This window comes from Actinoplanes sp. NPDC049668 (assembly GCF_044465445.1).
Classification (GTDB): Bacteria; Actinomycetota; Actinomycetes; order Mycobacteriales; family Micromonosporaceae; genus Actinoplanes.
Genome location: NZ_JBITLR010000011.1, coordinates 149,909 through 167,449 on the forward strand (window position 1 = coordinate 149,909; position 17,541 = coordinate 167,449).

Here is a 17,541-nt window from a genome sequence, read left to right on the forward strand (position 1 = left end):
CTGTGTGATCACCTGCCCTCACTTGGTATCGGCGGCGGCGATTGACCGACAGCTCGATCAATCAATTCCGGACAACGGGCGGGCCCGGCCGGAGCCGGGCCCTCCCGTTCACACCCGGGACAGGGCCCGGTCGCTCACCACGCACTGCATGCCGAACTGCCGCGCCCGGCGCATCGCGAAGTCCGTCAGCCCCGGCGTGTCCGCGTAATCCAGCGCGTACAGGTCCAGCTCGAGCTGGAGGAGCTGCTCCGCGATCTGCGCGTGGAACTCCAGCACGTCGGCCGGCCACGGCGCGTAGCCGTCGTCCGTCCAGCGTGCCGAGAACGACTCGAACACCACGCCGTCGACCAGCTCGGCCAGTTGGGGCAGCATGCCGAAGCCCCGGTTCGCCAGCAGATAGCCCGGCTTGGCCTCGGTGCGGATCGCCGCGACCAGCGTCAGCAGGTGCGGGATGTCCTCCGGCCAGGTCAGCTCGACGTTGAGGGTGTCCATGAACAGCCCGGCGAACCCGGCCGCCATCGCGTCCTTGGCCTGGCCGACCACGTGCTCCACCCACAGCGGGTGGCCCACCTCGACGAACGCGCCGCCCCAGTCCGGGTTGCGCTCCTTGCGCTGCCACGGCGCGGGCGGACCCTGGTCCTCCGAGAGCGTCAGGTAGCCGAGGGTCTGCACGCCCTTGTCGGCCAGCAGGGCCAGGTCCTCCGGGCGGTAGAAGTCCGGCTGAAGCACCACCCGCGGGTACCTGGACAGCTCCTCCAGGTGGCCGTCGCCGTAGTAGAAGCAGATCGGCGGCCGGGTCATGACGGCCATCCGTTCTCGCGGTACCAGGCATACGTGGTCGCGACGCCCTCCTCGAGCGGCACGGCCGGTTCGTAGCCGGTCAGCTCCCGCAGCCGGGACAGGTCCGGGCAGCGGCGCGGCACCGAGCCCGCCGGCGCGGGCCGGGGCTCGACGACCGGGCTCGCCTCGGCCAGCCGCAACACCAGCTTGGCGAGGTCACCGATGTTGGTCTCCTCCCGGTCGTTGCCGATGTGCACGATCTGCCCGGCGGCACCCGGCGCCGCCATCAGCCGCAGCATCGCCTCGACCGCGTCGTCGACGTGGCAGAACGCCCGGAACTGGTCCGCGCCCGGGACGCTGAACACCTCGTCGCCGCGCAGCGCCCGCAGGGACATCTCCGGGATGACGTGGTCGGCGCCCATCCTCGGGCCGTACACGTTGTGGAAGCGGCCGACCACCGCGTCGAAGCCCTTCGCGCGGGCGGTGTGCAGGAACGCGGCCTCGCCGAGCAGCTTGCTGACGGCGTAGGCGAAGCGCGGCGCGGTGATGTCGGAGATCATCACCGGGATGTCCTCGCCCGTCGGCACGGCGACGATGCCGGCCTCGACGCCGCCCGCGTACACCTCGCTGGTCGAGGCGAAGAAGACCCGCTCGCCGGGCGCCACCCAGTCCAGCAGGTGCATCGCCGCGAGGGTGTTGACCCGCACCACCCGGGCCGGGTCGGCCTCGACGTTGCGCACGCCGACGACCGCCGCCAGCAGGTAGATCTGGTCCCAGCCGTGCGGCAGCGCGGCGAAGGTCGCCGGATCGGTCAGGTCGCCGGAGACCACCTGTACGGCGGGGTCCGCGCGCAGGGCGGACAGGTCGCGGTCGTCGCGGCCGCGGGAGAAGTCGTCCACGATGGTGACGTCGTGGCCCTCGGCGACCAGCCGGCGGGCCAGGTGCAGGCCGATGAACCCGGCGCCGCCGAGCAGCAGCGCCCTCATGCCGACGCCTGCGCAACGAAACGGGGCAGGTAGCCCAGGCCCGCGTAGCGGATCCCGGCCGCGGTGACCGCGCCGCCGTCGAGCACCCGCCACGAGTCGTAGATGAAGGCCGGCCGGGACTCGCCGAGGATCTCCGGAATGCTGATCGCCCGGTAGTCCGGGTGGTCGTTGATGATCAGCACCGCGTCCGCGTCGGAGAAGGCCTTGTCCAGGCTGACCGGGTCGCCGCCGTACTGGCGGATGACGTCGTCGGTGACCATCGGGTCGTGCCCGACGACGGTGATGCCCGCCGCGGAGAAGGCCGGCATCATGCTGGCGATCGGGGTGCCGCGCATGTCGTCGGTGGGCGGCCAGCCCTTGTACGCCCAGCCGAGCACCGCCAGCCGCGCGCCCCGGGTCTCGCCGCGGGCCTCGGCCAGCATCCGCACGACGGTCTCGGCGACGTGCACCGGCATGAACTCGTTGAGCTCGCGGGCCCGGCCGACCAGGAACGGCTCCCGCCCGTGCGCACTGTCGATCATGATGTACGGGTCCTTGGAGAGGCACCCTCCGCCGACGTAGCCGGGCTTGGACAGATCGGGCCGCGGGTAGTCGGCGTTCGCCGCCCGGATCACCTCGAGCGGGTCCAGGCCGTGCCGCTCGGCGATCAGCGCGATCTCGTTGCCGAACGAGTAGATCAGGTCGGTGTGGCAGTTGTTGGAGAGCTTGACCAGCTCGGCGGTCTCCAGGTCGGAGACCTCCACGATGGTCCGCGCCAGCCCGGAGAAGAACTCGACCCCGGCGCGCAGGCTGGCCTCGTCCAGCCCGCCGATCACCTGCGGCAGCTCGACCAGCTCGCGCAGCGCCTGGCCCTGGATGGTCCGCTCGGGCGCCATCACCAGCTTGACGTCGTCGCCCCAGGCCGCGCGCAGCTCCGGCAGGACGACCTGCCGGCTGGTGCCGACCGGGACGGTGCTGCGGACCACGACGAGCGTGCCGGGCCGGCAGCGGGCCGCGACGCTGCGGGCTGCGGCCGCGAGGTTGGCCAGGTTGGGCCGCCGGGTGTTGTCGTCGACGGGCGTCGACACGCTGATCACGGCCACCTCGACGGTGTCCGGCGGCAGCTCGGTGCCGACGTGGATGCGCGTGCCGATGTGCTCGGCGAAGACCTCCTCGACGCCGGGCTCGAAGATGTGCGACCGGCCGTGCGACAGCGTCTCCAGAACGCCGGGTGACACGTCGGAGCCGTGAACGACGAAGTCCCTGGTGGCCAGCGCGGCGGTGAGCGTGAGACCCACGTAGCCGAGCCCGACCACCCCGATCGTCTTGGGCATGTTGCCTGTTCCTTCCGTTGACATGGTGCGGGTCCCGCCGCTCAGGCGCAGGGCGGGGTGAGACGGTCCAGCTCCAGCACGGTGACCGTGCCGGCGAAGCGCTCGGTGCGGTACCGCCCGCAGGCCGAGCGGATGTCTGCGGGCCGGGTGGCGTAGTCGACGCTGAGCACGAACTTGCCCGCGTCGCGCAGGGCCCGGGTGTCGGCGAGGTTCTCCGCGCAGAAGTCCTCGGTGCACGGCTCGTCGGTGGCGAGGAAGAACAGCTCCTCCATCGCGATGCCGTCGATCGCCTTGGTGTAGCCGCCGAAGCGGCGCAGCTCCGGCGAGTTCTGCGGGACGATGAGGAAACCCGGGCGGCGGGCCTTGGCGTACGAGCTGATCCGCGCGATGAGCGCGGCCATGTCGGCGCCCAGCGCGGCGCGGTCGCGGCCCTGCGCGTAGCTCAGGTCGATCTGTTCGTAGGCGAGCGGGGTGTCGAGGTAGACCCCGTCGAAGCCGGCCTTGAGCGCCTGGTCGACGCGGCCCCGGATCACCCGCTCCCACCAGCGCTCGTCCCAGTAGCGCACGAAGTGCTCGCCCGGCCAGTCGCCCCACTCGTTGGCGATCAGGTCGCCCGCGTCCCGGCGCAGCGCCGGGTACTCGGGCCGGAAGTCCTCGATGCTGCCGATCTCGAAGTACGCGAGCACCCGCTTGCCGGTGGCGCGTACCTTGCGGATCTCGTCGGCGCGAAAGTAGTCGGCGTGCGCGTCGCGGGCCAGGTCGACCACCGCGAGCTGGTACGGCCCGGACGCGAGCTGATCGAGCCGCCCGCCGGGGTACTCCTGCAGCTGGTACGCCCAGCTGGAGATCCGGCCCGGCGCGGGCAGGGCGGCGGACCCCGAGGGCCGCGGCAGCGTGCCGCCGGAGGCCACCGGCGCCGAGGCCGGCGGGGCGGAGGCGGACGGCGCGGACACCGGCGGCGTGGACGCAGGCGGCGCCGCGGTGCCGGACGCCGTCGGCGCGCGGCCGTCGCCGGCGCGGATCACCAGGACCGCGCCGACCGCCGACATCGCCACCGCGAGCAGGCCCGCGAGGACCAGCCCGCGCCGCCGCCGGTTCCTCATCCGGCCTCACCCGCCGCCCAGATGTCCTTGACGGAGGTGGCCAGGTCCCGGCTCGGCGCCCAGCCCAGCTCCGCGCGGGCCCGGCCGACGTCGGCCTCGATCCAGTCCACCGCCGCCGACCGCCGCGGCCCGGTGCCCTGCTCGCGGATCTCGCCGCCGTAGCCGGCCGTCTCGGCGAGCAGCCGCACCGCCTCGCGCGAGCGGACCGCGCGGCCGCTGCCGACGTTGAAGACCCGGTGCCGCAGCCGCGGCTGCCGCAGCACCGCCGGGACGATCGCCGCGAGGTCGCGGACGTCGACGAAGTCCCGGTACGCCGAGAGCGGGCCCATGGTGATCTCGTCCGCGCCGGTGGCCAGCGCCGAGCGGATCCGGTCGGCGGCGCGACCCAGCATGTTCTCCTGCGACATCCCCGGGCCGATCGGGTTGAACACCCGCAGCGACACGGTGTCGGCCAGGCCGTTCTCGCCGGCGAGCTGGAACAGGCGGGTGCCGGCCAGGTGGCTGACCCCGTACGCGGCGACCGGCGTGGCCGGATCCTCCTCGGCGACGGCGTGCCCGTCGGCGACGATGCCGTACTCCCCCGCGGAGCCGAGCCGGACCAGCCGCAGGCCGGGCCGGACCGCGGCCACCGCCTCCAGCAGCGTGGTCGCGACCAGGGTGTTGCCCCGGATCAGCTCCGAGTCGGTGCCGCCGAGGCGGCCGACGCAGCAGACGATCGCGGTCGGCCGGTGCTCGCGGATGAGCTGGACCAGTTCGCGGTGCTCGCCGCCGATCAGGTCGTAGTCGGCACGGCCGGGGCAGATCACCGCCTCGACCTGGTGATCCGCCTCCAGCGCGGCGCGCACATGCCCCCCGATGAAACCGGAGGCGCCGAACAGCACGACCCGCCGGCCCGGAGCTTCGCTCATACCGGCTCCCGGGAGCGCTGGGGCAGCAGGATCGGCAGCAGGCTGGCGCAGGTGCGGTTGGCCTCGTCGTAGTCCTCGGGCCGGCCGATGTCGAGCCAGAAGCCGTCGAACGGGTACGTCGCCGGGTTGTCGCCGCGGTCGAGCAGGTCCAGCACCAGCTGGTCGAAGCCGAACGGCAGGCCCGGCGGGTACGGCGCGAGCGCCTTACGGGACATGCCGTACACGCCCATGCTGACCGGGTAGCTCAGCACGGGCTTCTCGCGGAAGCCGACGATGCGGCCGTCCTCGACGTCGAGCACGCCGAAGTCGATGCGGTGCTCCTGCGCGGCGGTGGCCACCGTCAGCGCGGCGCCGCCGAGGGTGTGCGCGGCGAGCAGGTCGGCGTAGTTGAGGTCGGTCAGGATGTCGCCGTTCATCACCAGGAACTCGTCGGGCAGGGTGTTCTTGAGCCCGAACAGCGGCCCGATGGTCGAGAGTGGAACGTTCTCCTCGACGTAGTCGATGCGCAGCCCCCAGCGGGCGCCGTCGCCGACGAACGCACGGATCAGCGGCCCGAGATGGTTGATCGCCAGTGTCACGGACGTGAAGCCGAACGACGCGAGCTGATCAAGCACGATCTGCAGGATCGAATGGTTGTCCCCGATCGGCATCAGCGGCTTGGGCAACGCCGTCGTGTACGGCCGCAGCCGGACGCCTTTGCCGCCGGCAAGGATCACTGCGTGCATCGCTGACCTGCCTCCCCCAAGTTCGTCAACTACCGGTAGCGCACGGCCTGGCCGAGAATCGGGACCAGGCCGAGCACGAAAAGCGCCTGGACCAGCAGCACGCTGGCCAGGTAGAGCGAGGTGTCCACCAGCGCGGACCCGGACTGGCCGAGCAGCGGCGCGACGCCGAGCACGCCGCCGGCGACGACGTGCAGGACGATCGCGGCCAGCATCGAGGCGCAGAGCCAGCCGAACCGTTCGCGGCCGGCGAGCTGGAAGGCGAGCAGGTAGGCGCCGCCGAGCGCGACGTGCGCGGCGGTCATCACGACGCCCGCGGCCGAGAGCAGGTCCAGGTAGTACAGCCCGGCCAGCATCGCCGCCGCCGGTACCGCGGTGGCGAGCAGGCAGATCGCCGTCTCGCGGGCCAGCAGCCGCCAGACGCCGCGGACGAACTCCCGGGGCCGCTCGACCCGGCGCATCAGCGCGACCGCCTGCGGCCGGAACCGTTCGGCCCGCCACTCGATGAAGCCCATCGTCAGCAGCAGCGGCGCGGCGGCGATCGCCACGTCGAGCCGGCCGAGCAGGTAGGGCGCCTCGGCGTGCAGCAGCAGCACCGCCGAGCACAGCCCGTACGCGCCGACGGCCCACAGCACCGGCACCTCCGGGCGCAGCGCGTCGCGCAGCCCGGGCTCGACCGTGTCCGCGGCGCGGGCGCGGCCGACGGCGATCACCACCGCGAGCACGAACCCGGCCACCACGCAGCCGGCCGCCATCGCCGCCGACCAGGGCCGCAGCCACGCGCCGAGGATCAGGTAGGCCGCGCCGATCAGGAAGGCCGGCGTCATGATCAGCGCCAGCCACAGCTCGCGGCGGTAGAAGACCATGACCGTGCTGGTGAGCTGGTACGCGACCTGGCAGGTGATCATCGCGACCAGCGCGACCCCGCCGCCGGTGAGCCAGACCAGGCCGGCGCCGGTGACCGCGCCGACGACCGGGACCGTCACGGCCGCGACGATCAGGATCCGGCCGGCGGCGCGCGGCCGGCCGAGACCCAGCATCCGGTACGCCGCGTGCGAGGCGACGCCGGCGTACACCCAGCCGAGGATGCCCGCGAACACCAGGCCGAGCACCAGCGAGCGCCGCCCGACGATCGCCAGCACGGCCGGGAACGCGGTGCAGGGCAGCACGTACAGCGGGCCGTGGCCGATCAGCCGCAGGCTCTCGCGCCAAGAACCGGCGCGCGACGGCGCCTCGCGCTGCCGCGGCAGGCGCGGGCCGAGGCGGCGGAACACCTCGGTGGACAGGGCGAAGACGTCGTGGTAGCCGTACTCGACGCGGGCGCCCCGGTCGGTGAGGCCGTCGGCCTCGAGGGCGGCGGCCACGTGCAGGGAGTCGACCGCCTGGCCGAGCATCGGGCGCACCCGCTCCACCAGGTCGTCGAGCGGGTCGGTGGAGATCCGGGGCAGCAGGACGGTGTGCTCGCCCGGCCCGGGCGCCGTCGCGGTGGCCGCCGCGGGCGCCTCGACCAGGTCGCCGTCCAGGTCGTGGCCGCTCTCGAGACCGCTGTCCAGGCTCACCTGAGCTCACCGTCCAGCTGCAGCTGCGGCGCCTCGGCGACGCGCTGTCCGGGTACGGTGAACCGGCCCTGCGCCCGGCCGGGCAGGTGCCGGGCCGGGGCGGCCGGCCGGATCGGCGTGGCCAGCGACTCGTAGACGTTGCGGTACATCTTCAGCGAGCGCCGCAGGGTGAAGTGCTCGAGCACCCGGGCCCGGGCCATGACGCCCAGGCGGTGCCGCAGCTCGTTGTCGCGCAGCAGCTTGACGCACGCCTCGGCCACCGCGACGTAGTCGCGGGGCGGCACGACGATGCCGGTGTCGCCGACGGCCTCGGCCACCCCGCCGACGTTGGTGCAGACGGTCGGGCGCCCGCAGGCCATCGCCTCGACGACCGTGTACGGGAAGCCCTCGGAGATGCTGGTCAGCGCGACGATGCTGCCCGCGTGGTACGCGTCGACGGCGTTGCCGATCCGCCCCTCCAGGATGGCGGCGCCGGTCAGGCCGAGCTCCTCGATCAGCCGCTCGCAGCTCTCGTGGTAGATCCGGTTGACCGCCGGCGTGCCGCCGAAGATGCGCAGCCGCGCCTCCGGGATCTCGGCCCGGACCAGGGCGAACGCGCGGATCAGGGTGTGCAGGTCCTTGAGCGGGTCGACCCGGCCCATGTAGGAGATGGTCGGCAGCGGCGGCTCGGAGGTGGCGGCCGGGAACTCCTTCGGCTCGACGCCGTTGTACATGGTCCACATGCGGTCCGGGTCGGCGCCGTTGTGCAGCTGCCAGCGCCGGTTGTACATCGAGTGCGGCGCGAGCACGTCGGTGATCAGGTACGCGGCGCCGGCCAGCGACCGGAAGAAGCTGAGCACCAGCACCCGGACCGGGTGCGACGCGTCGTCGTGCAGGTTGGCGATGTAGCGCTCGCGCAGATAGATGCCGTGCTCGGACATGACCAGCGGGGTGCCGTGCTGCCACTTCGAGGTCATGCCGACGAGCGTGGAGAGCCCGTTCATCGAGGCGTGCACGATGTCGGCCTTGACCGGCGCGGCGCTCAGCGGCCGCAGCATGTGCTCGATGAGCCAGGCCGCCTCGACCGCGTCGGCGACCGTCGGTGCCGGCCCCATCTCGTCGACGCGCAGGTCCCGCCACGCGTCGAGCATCATGGTGAGCGCCCGGTTGGACAGCAGCGCCGCGCTCAGGTCGCCGCCGTCGCTGGCGTACTCGTACATGCCGCGCAGGGCGAGCAGGAACATGCTGCGGCTGACCGCACTCTGTTCGGAGCGGGTCGCCTCCATGGGTGTCACGAGGGCCCGGACGAAGACCTCGTACGACTCGTTGAACGAGGCCCCGGGCCGGTGGCCCGGCCCGCGCCGGAGTGCGCGGCCGGGCGGCCGCGCACCCCAGAGCGGGATCGAATGGACCCGGTCGAGGTTGGTGGGGGCCGGGAAGACCGACCGCTCGGCGCCGTCGACGGTGAGCGCGACGACGTCCCAACGGTAGTCGGGCATGCCCTTGATGAGCTGCTCGCACCAGACGCTGACACCACCCATCGCGTACGGGTAGGTGCCCTCCGACACCAGCGTGATCTTCACCGGGCCCCCTTTACCGGGTTGTACTTGTCACAGGCGCGGGACTGCGGTGACCGCCACGGCGGTGTTCGCCGCCAGGACGAGCGGGGTCGTGACGTCGGTGCCGTAGGTGCTGGATCCGGTGCCCTGCACGCCGCTGATCTGGACGGTGCCGGCGGCCGGGGAGGTGACCGTCACGGTGCCGGTCGACCGGTCGTACACGGGGTCGACGCCGGCGCCGAGCTGCGCGAAGTGCGCGGTCCGGACCTTCGTGTACGCCGCGAGGGTCGGCCAGTCCAGGTTGACCAGCGGCACGGAGTAGTAGCCCTCGTACTTGGTCATCACGGAGTCGATCCAGTCCGTCAACAGCGTCCGGCCGGAGCCGTAGTCACGCGTGTTGGCGATGTGGAAGGTGTGCGAGTAGATCGAGCCCGAGGACACGTGCTGGAGCGCGACCCCGGCCTCGTAGTCGATGATCTGCTCGTAGGTCAGGTTCGCCGGCCAGTACGGGAACCGGCCGTTCGGCCCGTAGAAGGAGTTGTAGAAGGTGGTCTCCTCCTGCGGCGTGGTGCAGAAGTAGGCGATGTTGGTCGGCCAGTCCGGCACCACCGAGATGCTCGACTCCAGCGGGTGCACCTTGGCGGCGTTGAGGTGTGCCGGCACGTGGCTGGCGAAGGACATGTTGCCGTGCAGGTACTGCACGCCCAGGTCCTTGGCGGCCTGCAGCAGCTGCGGGTTGGAGCCCTCGAGGCCGTGGTCGACCGGAGGACTGGTGTCGTCGTCCGGGTTCGGGTTGTAGACGCCGAGGCCGGAGTACTCCGGGGTCTTCAGCACGTTGTCGGGGGTACTCAGGCCGATCGAGGTGCCCGCGGTCCGGTTGCCGTTGATCTCGGCGTAGGAGGTGGCGTAGTCGGTGCTGTTGAGCTCGGGGTGGTTCAGCGTGTGGTTGACCCACCGGAAGTTCGCCTTGAGGCACTTGGTGGTCGCGGTCAGCTCCGTCGGGCCGCCGTTCGGGCTGCAGGCGCTGCCCGCGAACGGGTCGATGTCGGCGCCGTTGAACGCCAGGTTGAACTTGAAGCCGGCGGCCTGCGGGTGCGCCGCGCGCAGCGCGACCTGCTGGTTGTCGAGATTGACCGCGTCGTGGCCGCTGACCTGCCAGCCGGGCGAGTACTCGACGTGGCCGTCCGGGTAGTAGTGGTCCGAGGTGTTGAACCAGTCGTCGATGTCGACGTTCAGGTGGTGCCGCTGCTCGCCGGTGAACATGCCCTTGGTCGCCCACCTGACCAGGCCGTACACCAGCAGGTCGGAGTGCAGCAGGTACTGGTTCGAGGTGAACGTCAGCGCGATCCGCTCGCGGCCGTCGGTGGAGGTCGTGCGCACGCCGAGCACGTTGCCGCCCTCGGTCAGGGTCGCCTCGGCGCCACAGCCCGGGGTGATCGCGGTGCGGTAGACGTACGACTGCACCAGCGGGATCTGGGCGGTGCTCTTCAGGTAGTCGAAGACGCCCGCGCCGGTCGGGGTGAGCGACAGGTTGATCGGGGTGCTGCCGACGCCGGTCTCGCCGGCCGAGGTGAGGCAGTAGTTCTCGGGCCAGGTGCCGTAACTGGTGTAGAGGGCGGCCTGGCGGACGCCGAAGTTACGCTCGTAGGCCCAGACGATGTTCCATTCGGCCGGGTCGAGGCCGACGAGGTAGCTGCCGCCGGACTCGTACACCAGCATGCTGTTGGTGAGCAGGACCGCGTTGTAGCGGCCGACGCCGTCGGGGCGCACGAACGTGCTCGTGGTGACGGGCGTGGTCGCGCTGTAGAGCACGTCGTACGCCACGCCGACCCGATCCAGTGTGGCCTTCCAGGTGGCGACGCCGAAGTCGTTGGTGTCGGTGCCGATGACCAGCGCGCGCAGCGCGACCTGGTCGTTGAGCCCGGCGAGGGACGCCGAGGCGGAGGCCGGCGCGCGGCCGACCGGCTTCGCCGGCTTGACGACCTTGACGCTGCCGGTGCGCTTCGGCAGCGGGCCGGGGCGCTTCTCGGTGGGGCGCGCGACCTGCGCCAGCCCGGGTACGTTCGGGGGCTGCGCGCCGGGACGCGAGAGCGGGCCGGCCGCCTGTGCGACGGTCGGGTTTGCGGTGCCGAGCAGAACCATCACGACACCGGTCGCGATGAGGGTCAGGCGCGTCGATCCACGACGGCGCGCGGGAAGATTGGGGACCATCCAAGACCTCCAGAGCGGGGAAGGATCGCCACTGTGCGTGTCGATGTTGAATTTGGACACAGTGGGATCCCCGAAGGTGGCCCGTGGTGAAGCCACGATGGACGGTAGCAACCATCGCGAGCACATTCGATGTCCCGAGACTGACCCGATCCAGCCGTTGACCAGTCCATGTTGGAGTGCTAGGACCGTCGATATCCCGACGCTGTTTTTACGGCCGTCTACATTAGGCACTTACTTGTTAAGGCGCCCTGACATGGGTTTTTCCTTAAGTGATCTTAATGCAGGCGTAATAAACCAGACACGCTCCGCAGGTATGACTCGGCGCAGCGGACCGCGCTCCGGCGAGCGCGTGGAGATCATCTTCATCGCCTGGATGATCAACTAAGAGTGATCAGCAACCCAGAATTCATGATTTCGCGGGCGATCGGGCCATGCCCGTATCCACCGTTGGTACAGGCTTTTCACAGCACCCGAACGAAGCCTCAGGAAAGGTCGGACCGTCGTCGTCACTCGATGGGCGAAAAAGGTCCCCGGCGGGCCGTGGCGACCATCGTGGACAGATCATTTCCCAACCATTGAAATGTGACGGCATCGGCGCATTCCATCGTGGAGATTGGGCGCGGGCGCCCGGTCACGCCGCGCCGGCGGACTCCATCCGCCGGAGCTGACCGGCCGCGGCCTCGGCGTACCGGTCCGCGGCCAGGTCGAGCGCCTTGCTCATCGTCGCCGCGTACCGGGCGGCGACGGCGGCGCTGTCGACGGCGAGCGCCCGGCGCTCACCCGCGTCGATGGTGCAGCCGGCGCGCAGCATCTCCCGGATCCGCGCGAAAGTGGCCAGATGCTCGTCGACGGCAGCGAGCACGTAGACCGACAGGTCCACGTCCGGCGTCGGGGCATGGCTGACTTTCCTCATCAACGGCTCCTGTGGCGTAAGGCGTCACGACCAGGGGCGTCCAGTACCGCCCGTGATGCCCATGATCGGGCATAACCGTCGGCTCGGCAGGCGAATCGGGATTGTCGCCGGCCCGTCACCCCGGCGCGGCCGGGCTGACCAGTCCGCTCCGGTACGCGACGACGACGGCCTGCACCCGGTCGCGGAGCCCGAGCTTGGCGAGGATGCGGGCGACGTGGGTCTTGACCGTCGCCTCGGACAGGTGCAGCCGCCCGGCGAGCTCGGCGTTGCTCAGGCCCTGCGCCAGCAGGCACAGCACCTCGAGCTCGCGCGGGGTGAGCGCGGCCAGGTCGCGGTGCGCCGCCGGCGGCGCGCTGTCTCGGCGCGCGAACCGCTCGACGAGCCGGCGGGTGATGGCCGGCGCCAGCAGCGCGTCGCCGGAGCGGACCAGCCGGACCGCGGCGACCAGGTGCTCGGGCGTGACGTCCTTGAGCAGGAAGCCGCTGGCCCCGGCGGTCAGCGCCGCGTAGACGTACTCGTCGAGGTCGAACGTCGTCAGCATGATCACCCGCGGCCCGGCGCCGGCCTCGCCGAGGATGCGCCGGGTCGCCTCCAGCCCGTCCAGCTCCGGCATCCGGATGTCCATCAGCACCACGTCGGGCCGGGCGCGCCGGACCACCTCGACGGCCTCGGCGCCGTTGGCCGCCTCGCCGACGACGTCGATGCCGTCGGCGGTCAGGATCATCCGGAAGCCGGCGCGGACCAGCGCCTGGTCGTCGGCGAGGACGACGCGCAGCGGTACGGTCACGGAGCCTCCAGCGGTATCTGCGCGTCGACCCGGTAGCCGCCGCTGGGACGTCGCCCGGCCTGCAGGGTTCCACCGTAAACGGCCAGCCGCTCCCGCAGGCCGATCAGGCCGCGCCCGGCGCCGGCGTCGACCGGCGTGCGCGGCGCGCCGCCGGTGTCGGTGACCCGCACCCGCAGCCGGTCGGCGCCGTACTCGACGTCCACCGTCGCGGTCGCGCCCGCGGCGTGCTTGACGGTGTTGGTCAGCGCCTCCTGCACCACCCGGTAGGCGGCCAGCTCGACGCCGGACGGCACCGGGCGCGGCGGGCCCGACAGGGTCAGCTCGACCGGCAGGCCGCTGTCGCGCACCCGTTCGACCAGCTCGTCCAGCCGGTCCAGGCCCGGCTGGGGCGCGAGCCCGGCCGCGCCGGCCGGGTCCGGGCCGTCGCTGTCCATCGTGAGCAGGCCCATGACGTGGCGCAGCTCGGCCATCGCCGCCCGCCCGCCGGCCTCGACCGCGAGCAGCGCCTCGCGGGCCTGCTCGGGTGCGGCGTCCATGACCTTGCGCGCGGCGCCGGCCTGGATGACCATCACGCTGACGTTGTGCGTCACCACGTCGTGCAGCTCGCGGGCGATCCGGGCGCGTTCGTGCTCGGTGGCGCGGCGCAGCGCCGCGACCTGTTCGCGTTCCAGCGCGGAGAGCCGTTCCCGGCCCTCGTCGGCGTGGCGCTTCCACCGGCGCAGCCCGTCGGCCGCCATCAGGATCGGCAGCAGGATCAGGAACGGGACGGCGTCGTCCGAGACGGTCGGCACCGCCTCCTCCTGCAGCCCGCTGTACAGCAGCGCCGCCACCGGCAGGCTCGCCAGCGCCGGCACCCGGTACGGGCTGTGCACCGCCGCCGTGAACGCGGCGACGACGCAGGCGTAGAAGGAGAGCCGCAGCGCCGCGTGGTAGTCGGCCACCAGGGGCGCCATGATCATCACGGCCCAGAGCATCGCGAGCGGATACCGGCGGCGGAACACCAGCGGCGCCACCACCAGGAGCATGACCAGCCACCAGCCGCTCTGCTGCTCCTCGATCGGCAGGAACAGCTCCCGCCCCGGCACGGGCGGAAGGGGCGGCATCGGCGGCGGGTGAGCCGGGTCGTAGACGATCTCGGGCGCCGGGCGTTGGTCGGGCACGTCGCCGCCGCCCGCCGCGATCGCGGCCAGCGCGAGGGAGAGCGCCAGGATCGCGTCGAACGCCCAGCCGCGCCACGACCGTCGCGGCAGCGTGCCGGACGGCTGCAGCAGCAGCCGGACACCGGCCCGCAGCCGCCCGCCGAGCGCCATCTTCATCACCGGCCCATTGTCGCCGCCGCACCCGGCCGGCGGCATCGCTCCCGCGATCGCCCCGGCTACCCCGCTCGACTACCTCTCGGGGATGACGCCGGTCCCGCTCATCACCGCGCGGTACCGAAGATGCCCCCGGCGGCCGACGCGTCCGGACCGGCGCCGGACCTAGCGTCATCGCCGCAGAAGCGGACTGAGGTGAGGAGAGCATCATGCCGGTGATCGAGCTGCACGACGTCACCCGAAAATACGACGAGGGGCCGCCGGCCCTGCGGGACGTGTCGCTGAGCGTCTCGGCCGGCGAGGCGGTCGCGATCCTCGGGCCGTCCGGCAGCGGCAAGTCGACCCTGCTGAACCTGATCGCCGGCCTGGACCGGCCGACCTCCGGCAGCGTCACGGTCGACGGGGTCCGCGTCGACAGTCTCGGCGAGGCGGGCTCGGCCCGGTACCGGCGGGCCCGGATCGGCATGGTGTTCCAGTTCTTCAACCTGCTCGACGACCTGACCGTCGCCGACAACGTCATGCTGCCGGCGCAGCTGTCCGGGATGACGCGCGCCGCCGCGCAGCGCCGCGCGGCCGAGCTGCTCGGCACGCTCGGCGTGGAACGGCACTCCGCCGCGTACCCGGGCCGGCTCTCCGGCGGCGAGCGGCAGCGGGTCGCGGTGGCCCGGGCGCTGATGAACCGGCCGGCGCTGCTGCTGGCCGACGAGCCGACCGGGGCCCTGGACACCGCCGCGGGCGACGACGTCCGGCAGCTCCTCAACGAGCTGCACGCCGACGGCCAGACCATCGTCCTGGTCACCCACGACCTGGCCCTGGCCGAATCGTGCGCGACCCGCACCGTCCAGCTCGTCGACGGCCGGATCGCCGCCGACACCACTGTGGCGACCCGGCGATGAGCGCCCTGGGCCGGGTCGTCCGCTCCGGAGTCGGCCGCCGCCGGGTGCAGACGGTCGTGATCGGCCTGGTCGTGATGATCGCGGTTGCCTCGGCCGTGCTCGGCGGGTCGCTGCTGGTGGCCTCCAACGCGCCGTTCGACCGGGCCTTCGCCCAGCAGCGCGGCGCGCACCTGACCGCGCAGTTCGACGCCGGCGCGGCCACCGCCGCGCAGCTCGCGGCCTCCGCGCACGTCGCCGGGGTCGCCGCCGCGGCCGGCCCGTTCCCGACCGCGGTGGTCAACCCGGTCGACAACCACGACCGGCCGTTCCCGCCGGCCACGCTGGTCGGGCGGGCCGAGCCCGGCGGCGCCGTCGACGCCGTCACCCTGCTCGAGGGGCGGTGGGCGACCGCGCCCGGCGAGCTCGTGCTCGCCGGCGGCGACCGGCCCGTCGGGGGCATGCGGCTGCTCGGCCGGCAATGGCGGATGCCGGACCTGCCCGGCACCCCGGCCCTGACCATCGTCGGCATCGCCCGGTCGGTCAGCGTGACCGCCGACGGCTGGGTGGTGCCGGCGCAGATCGCGGCGCTGACCGGGTCCGGCGCGCCCGGCGGCAACCAGATGCTCTACCGCCTCGACTCGGCCGACAGCGCCGCGCGGGTCGAGGCGGGCCGCGCCGCGGTGCAGGCGGCCCTGCCCGCCGGCGCGCTGACCGCGGCGCGGTCCTGGCTCACCACCCGGGCGGAGAGCGCCAACAACACCGCGCTGCTCGTGCCGTTCCTGGTCGCGTTCGGGGTGCTCGGCGTGGTGATGGCCGTGCTCATCGTCGGCAACGTCATCGCCGGCGCGGTCGGCACCGGCACCCGCCGGATCGGCATCCTCAAGGCGCTCGGATTCACCCCGAACCAGGTCGTGCGGGCGTACCTGGCCCAGGCGCTGGTGCCCGCGGCGGTCGGCGCCGCGCTCGGCGTCGTGGCCGGCAACGCGCTCACCGTCCCGCTGCTCGCCGAGACGAACCGGATCTACGGCACCTCCGACTCGGGCGTCGCGCCGTGGGTCGACCTCGCGGTGCTCGCCGGCGCGCTCGCCCTGGTCTGCGCGACCGCCTGGGCCGCGGCGTCCCGGGCCGGCCGGCTGCGCACCGTCGACGCGCTCGCCGTCGGGCGCACCCCGACGCCCGGCCGGGGCCAGGCCGCAGCCCGGCTGTCGGCGCGGATCCCGCTGCCCCGGCCGATGACCCTCGGGCTGGCGCACCCGTTCGCCCGGCCGGTGCGCTCGGCCACGATCGTCGCGGCGATCGCGTTCGGCGCCGCCGCGGTGACGTTCTCCGTCGGGCTGGGCGCCTCCCTGAACCGGGTTCAGGCCACCGAGAACCACGGCGACGTCGTGATCCACCCCAGCCACCACATCAGCGCGCCGCCGCCCGGCGCCGGGCCGGGCACGGAACCCGGGCCGGTCACGGAGCCCGGGCCGCCGCCGGAGATCGACCCGGCGCAGGTCCTCGCGGCGATCACCGCCCAGGACGGCACCGCCGGCTACAGCGGCTTCGCGCAGACCGAGGTGACCGCGGCCGGGCTCACCGGCAGCGTCGAGGCCCTCGCCTTCACCGGCGACAAGTCCTCGTACGGCTACCAGATGGTCGACGGCACCTGGTTCGGCGGGCCCGGCGAGGTCGTCGTGGCGACGCCGTTCCTGACCGCGACCGGCACCGAGATCGGGGACACCGTCGTGCTCACCGACCACGGCGAGCAGCTCACCGTCCGGATCGTCGGGGAGGTCTTCAACACCGAGAACGACGGCCTGCAGCTGCTCACCGCCGCGGAGACCCTCGCCGCCGCCGAGCCGGAGCTGCGGGCGCAGGAGTACAACGTCGTCCTGCGGCCCGGCACCGACCCGGTCGCCTACGCCGAGGCGCTCAGCGCGGCCCTGCAGCCGCTCGGCGCGCAGGCGACGGTCGTCGAGAACGACGCCGACGAGCTCCTGATCATCATCAACTCGCTGACCACCCTGCTCACCCTGCTGCTGGTGACCGTCGCGGCCCTCGGCGTGCTCAACATGGTCGTGCTGGAGACCCGCGAGCGGGTGCACGACCTCGGCGTGCACAAGGCCCTCGGCATGTCGCCGCGGCAGACCGTCGCCATGGTCATCGCCTCGGTGGTCGTCACCGGGCTGGCCGGCGGCGCCGTCGGCATGCCGATCGGGGTGCTGCTGCAGCGCGTGGTCCTCGGCGACATGGGCCGCATCGCGGGCTTCAACCTGCCCGCCGCGGTCATCGACGTCTACCGCCCGGCCGAGCTGGTGCTGTTCGCCCTCGGCGGGCTGGTCATCGCCGTGCTCGGCGCACTCCTGCCGGCCGGCTGGGCGGCGCGCACCAGCACCGCCGCGGCGCTGCGTACCGAATAGGGCCCGCACAGTCGTGGGGGGGCCCCCGGGGGGGGGGCCCCCCCCCGGGGGGGGGGGGGGGGGGGAAAGCCCAGGCCACCCAGACGGCGGCGCCCAGGCCGGGAGGGGGTGGGACAACGGGGGGGTGTTGG

At 72.9% G+C, this 17,541-nt stretch carries 14 protein-coding genes; 2 read left to right on the top strand and 12 right to left on the bottom strand.

Annotation, left to right across the window (positions count from 1 at the left end):
* Positions 1-108: 108 nt before the first annotated feature.
* From ACIBSW_RS38160 to ACIBSW_RS38215, 12 genes are all read right to left on the bottom strand, one after another.
* Positions 109-801: a hypothetical protein gene (locus ACIBSW_RS38160; RefSeq protein ID WP_354725085.1), complete on the bottom strand. Its 693-nt coding sequence runs from the start codon at positions 799-801 to the stop codon at positions 109-111.
* Entirely contained in the window at positions 798-1,766 is a 969-nt protein-coding gene (locus ACIBSW_RS38165; RefSeq protein ID WP_354725083.1) for an NAD-dependent epimerase/dehydratase family protein, read from the bottom strand. The genes ACIBSW_RS38160 and ACIBSW_RS38165 overlap by 4 nt, the downstream gene beginning before the upstream one ends.
* Positions 1,763-3,079, bottom strand: a complete 1,317-nt coding sequence (locus tag ACIBSW_RS38170) for a nucleotide sugar dehydrogenase (RefSeq protein ID WP_354725081.1) — start codon at positions 3,077-3,079, stop codon at positions 1,763-1,765. The genes ACIBSW_RS38165 and ACIBSW_RS38170 overlap by 4 nt, the downstream gene beginning before the upstream one ends.
* A 41-nt stretch (positions 3,080-3,120) precedes the next feature.
* Positions 3,121-4,182, bottom strand: a complete 1,062-nt coding sequence (locus ACIBSW_RS38175; RefSeq protein ID WP_354725079.1) for an endo alpha-1,4 polygalactosaminidase — start codon at positions 4,180-4,182, stop codon at positions 3,121-3,123.
* The gene (locus ACIBSW_RS38180; RefSeq protein WP_354725077.1) at positions 4,179-5,090 is read right to left on the bottom strand and encodes an NAD(P)-dependent oxidoreductase; all 912 of its coding nucleotides are present in this window, start codon (positions 5,088-5,090) and stop codon (positions 4,179-4,181) included. The genes ACIBSW_RS38175 and ACIBSW_RS38180 overlap by 4 nt, the downstream gene beginning before the upstream one ends.
* A complete protein-coding gene (locus ACIBSW_RS38185) occupies positions 5,087-5,815 on the bottom strand; it encodes a sugar phosphate nucleotidyltransferase (protein WP_354725075.1) in 729 nt (242 codons plus the stop codon). Before ACIBSW_RS38185 ends, ACIBSW_RS38180 begins: the two co-directional genes overlap by 4 nt.
* Before the next feature lie 29 nt (positions 5,816-5,844).
* Complete coding sequence (locus ACIBSW_RS38190) at positions 5,845-7,371, bottom strand: hypothetical protein (RefSeq protein WP_354725073.1); 1,527 nt, start codon at positions 7,369-7,371, stop codon at positions 5,845-5,847.
* Entirely contained in the window at positions 7,368-8,933 is a 1,566-nt protein-coding gene (pelF, locus tag ACIBSW_RS38195; protein ID WP_354725071.1) for a GT4 family glycosyltransferase PelF, read from the bottom strand. Before pelF ends, ACIBSW_RS38190 begins: the two co-directional genes overlap by 4 nt.
* Before the next feature lie 27 nt (positions 8,934-8,960).
* The gene (locus ACIBSW_RS38200; protein WP_354725069.1) at positions 8,961-11,120 is read right to left on the bottom strand and encodes a hypothetical protein; all 2,160 of its coding nucleotides are present in this window, start codon (positions 11,118-11,120) and stop codon (positions 8,961-8,963) included.
* 631 nt (positions 11,121-11,751) lie between these two features.
* A complete protein-coding gene (locus ACIBSW_RS38205) occupies positions 11,752-12,033 on the bottom strand; it encodes a hypothetical protein (protein WP_354725067.1) in 282 nt (93 codons plus the stop codon).
* Between the two features lie 115 nt (positions 12,034-12,148).
* The gene (locus ACIBSW_RS38210) at positions 12,149-12,820 is read right to left on the bottom strand and encodes a response regulator transcription factor (protein ID WP_354725065.1); all 672 of its coding nucleotides are present in this window, start codon (positions 12,818-12,820) and stop codon (positions 12,149-12,151) included.
* The gene (locus ACIBSW_RS38215; protein ID WP_354725117.1) at positions 12,817-14,136 is read right to left on the bottom strand and encodes a histidine kinase; all 1,320 of its coding nucleotides are present in this window, start codon (positions 14,134-14,136) and stop codon (positions 12,817-12,819) included. Before ACIBSW_RS38215 ends, ACIBSW_RS38210 begins: the two co-directional genes overlap by 4 nt.
* A gap of 206 nt (positions 14,137-14,342) precedes the next feature.
* Between ACIBSW_RS38215 and ACIBSW_RS38220 the strand changes: the two genes are divergently transcribed.
* Both ACIBSW_RS38220 and ACIBSW_RS38225 read left to right on the top strand, forming a co-directional pair.
* Positions 14,343-15,029 (top strand): ABC transporter ATP-binding protein, encoded by a 687-nt coding sequence (locus ACIBSW_RS38220; protein ID WP_404799587.1) that lies wholly within the window; start codon positions 14,343-14,345, stop codon positions 15,027-15,029.
* Positions 15,026-17,410, top strand: a complete 2,385-nt coding sequence (locus ACIBSW_RS38225) for an FtsX-like permease family protein (RefSeq protein WP_354725063.1) — start codon at positions 15,026-15,028, stop codon at positions 17,408-17,410. Before ACIBSW_RS38220 ends, ACIBSW_RS38225 begins: the two co-directional genes overlap by 4 nt.
* The last annotated feature ends 131 nt before the right edge of the window (positions 17,411-17,541 follow it).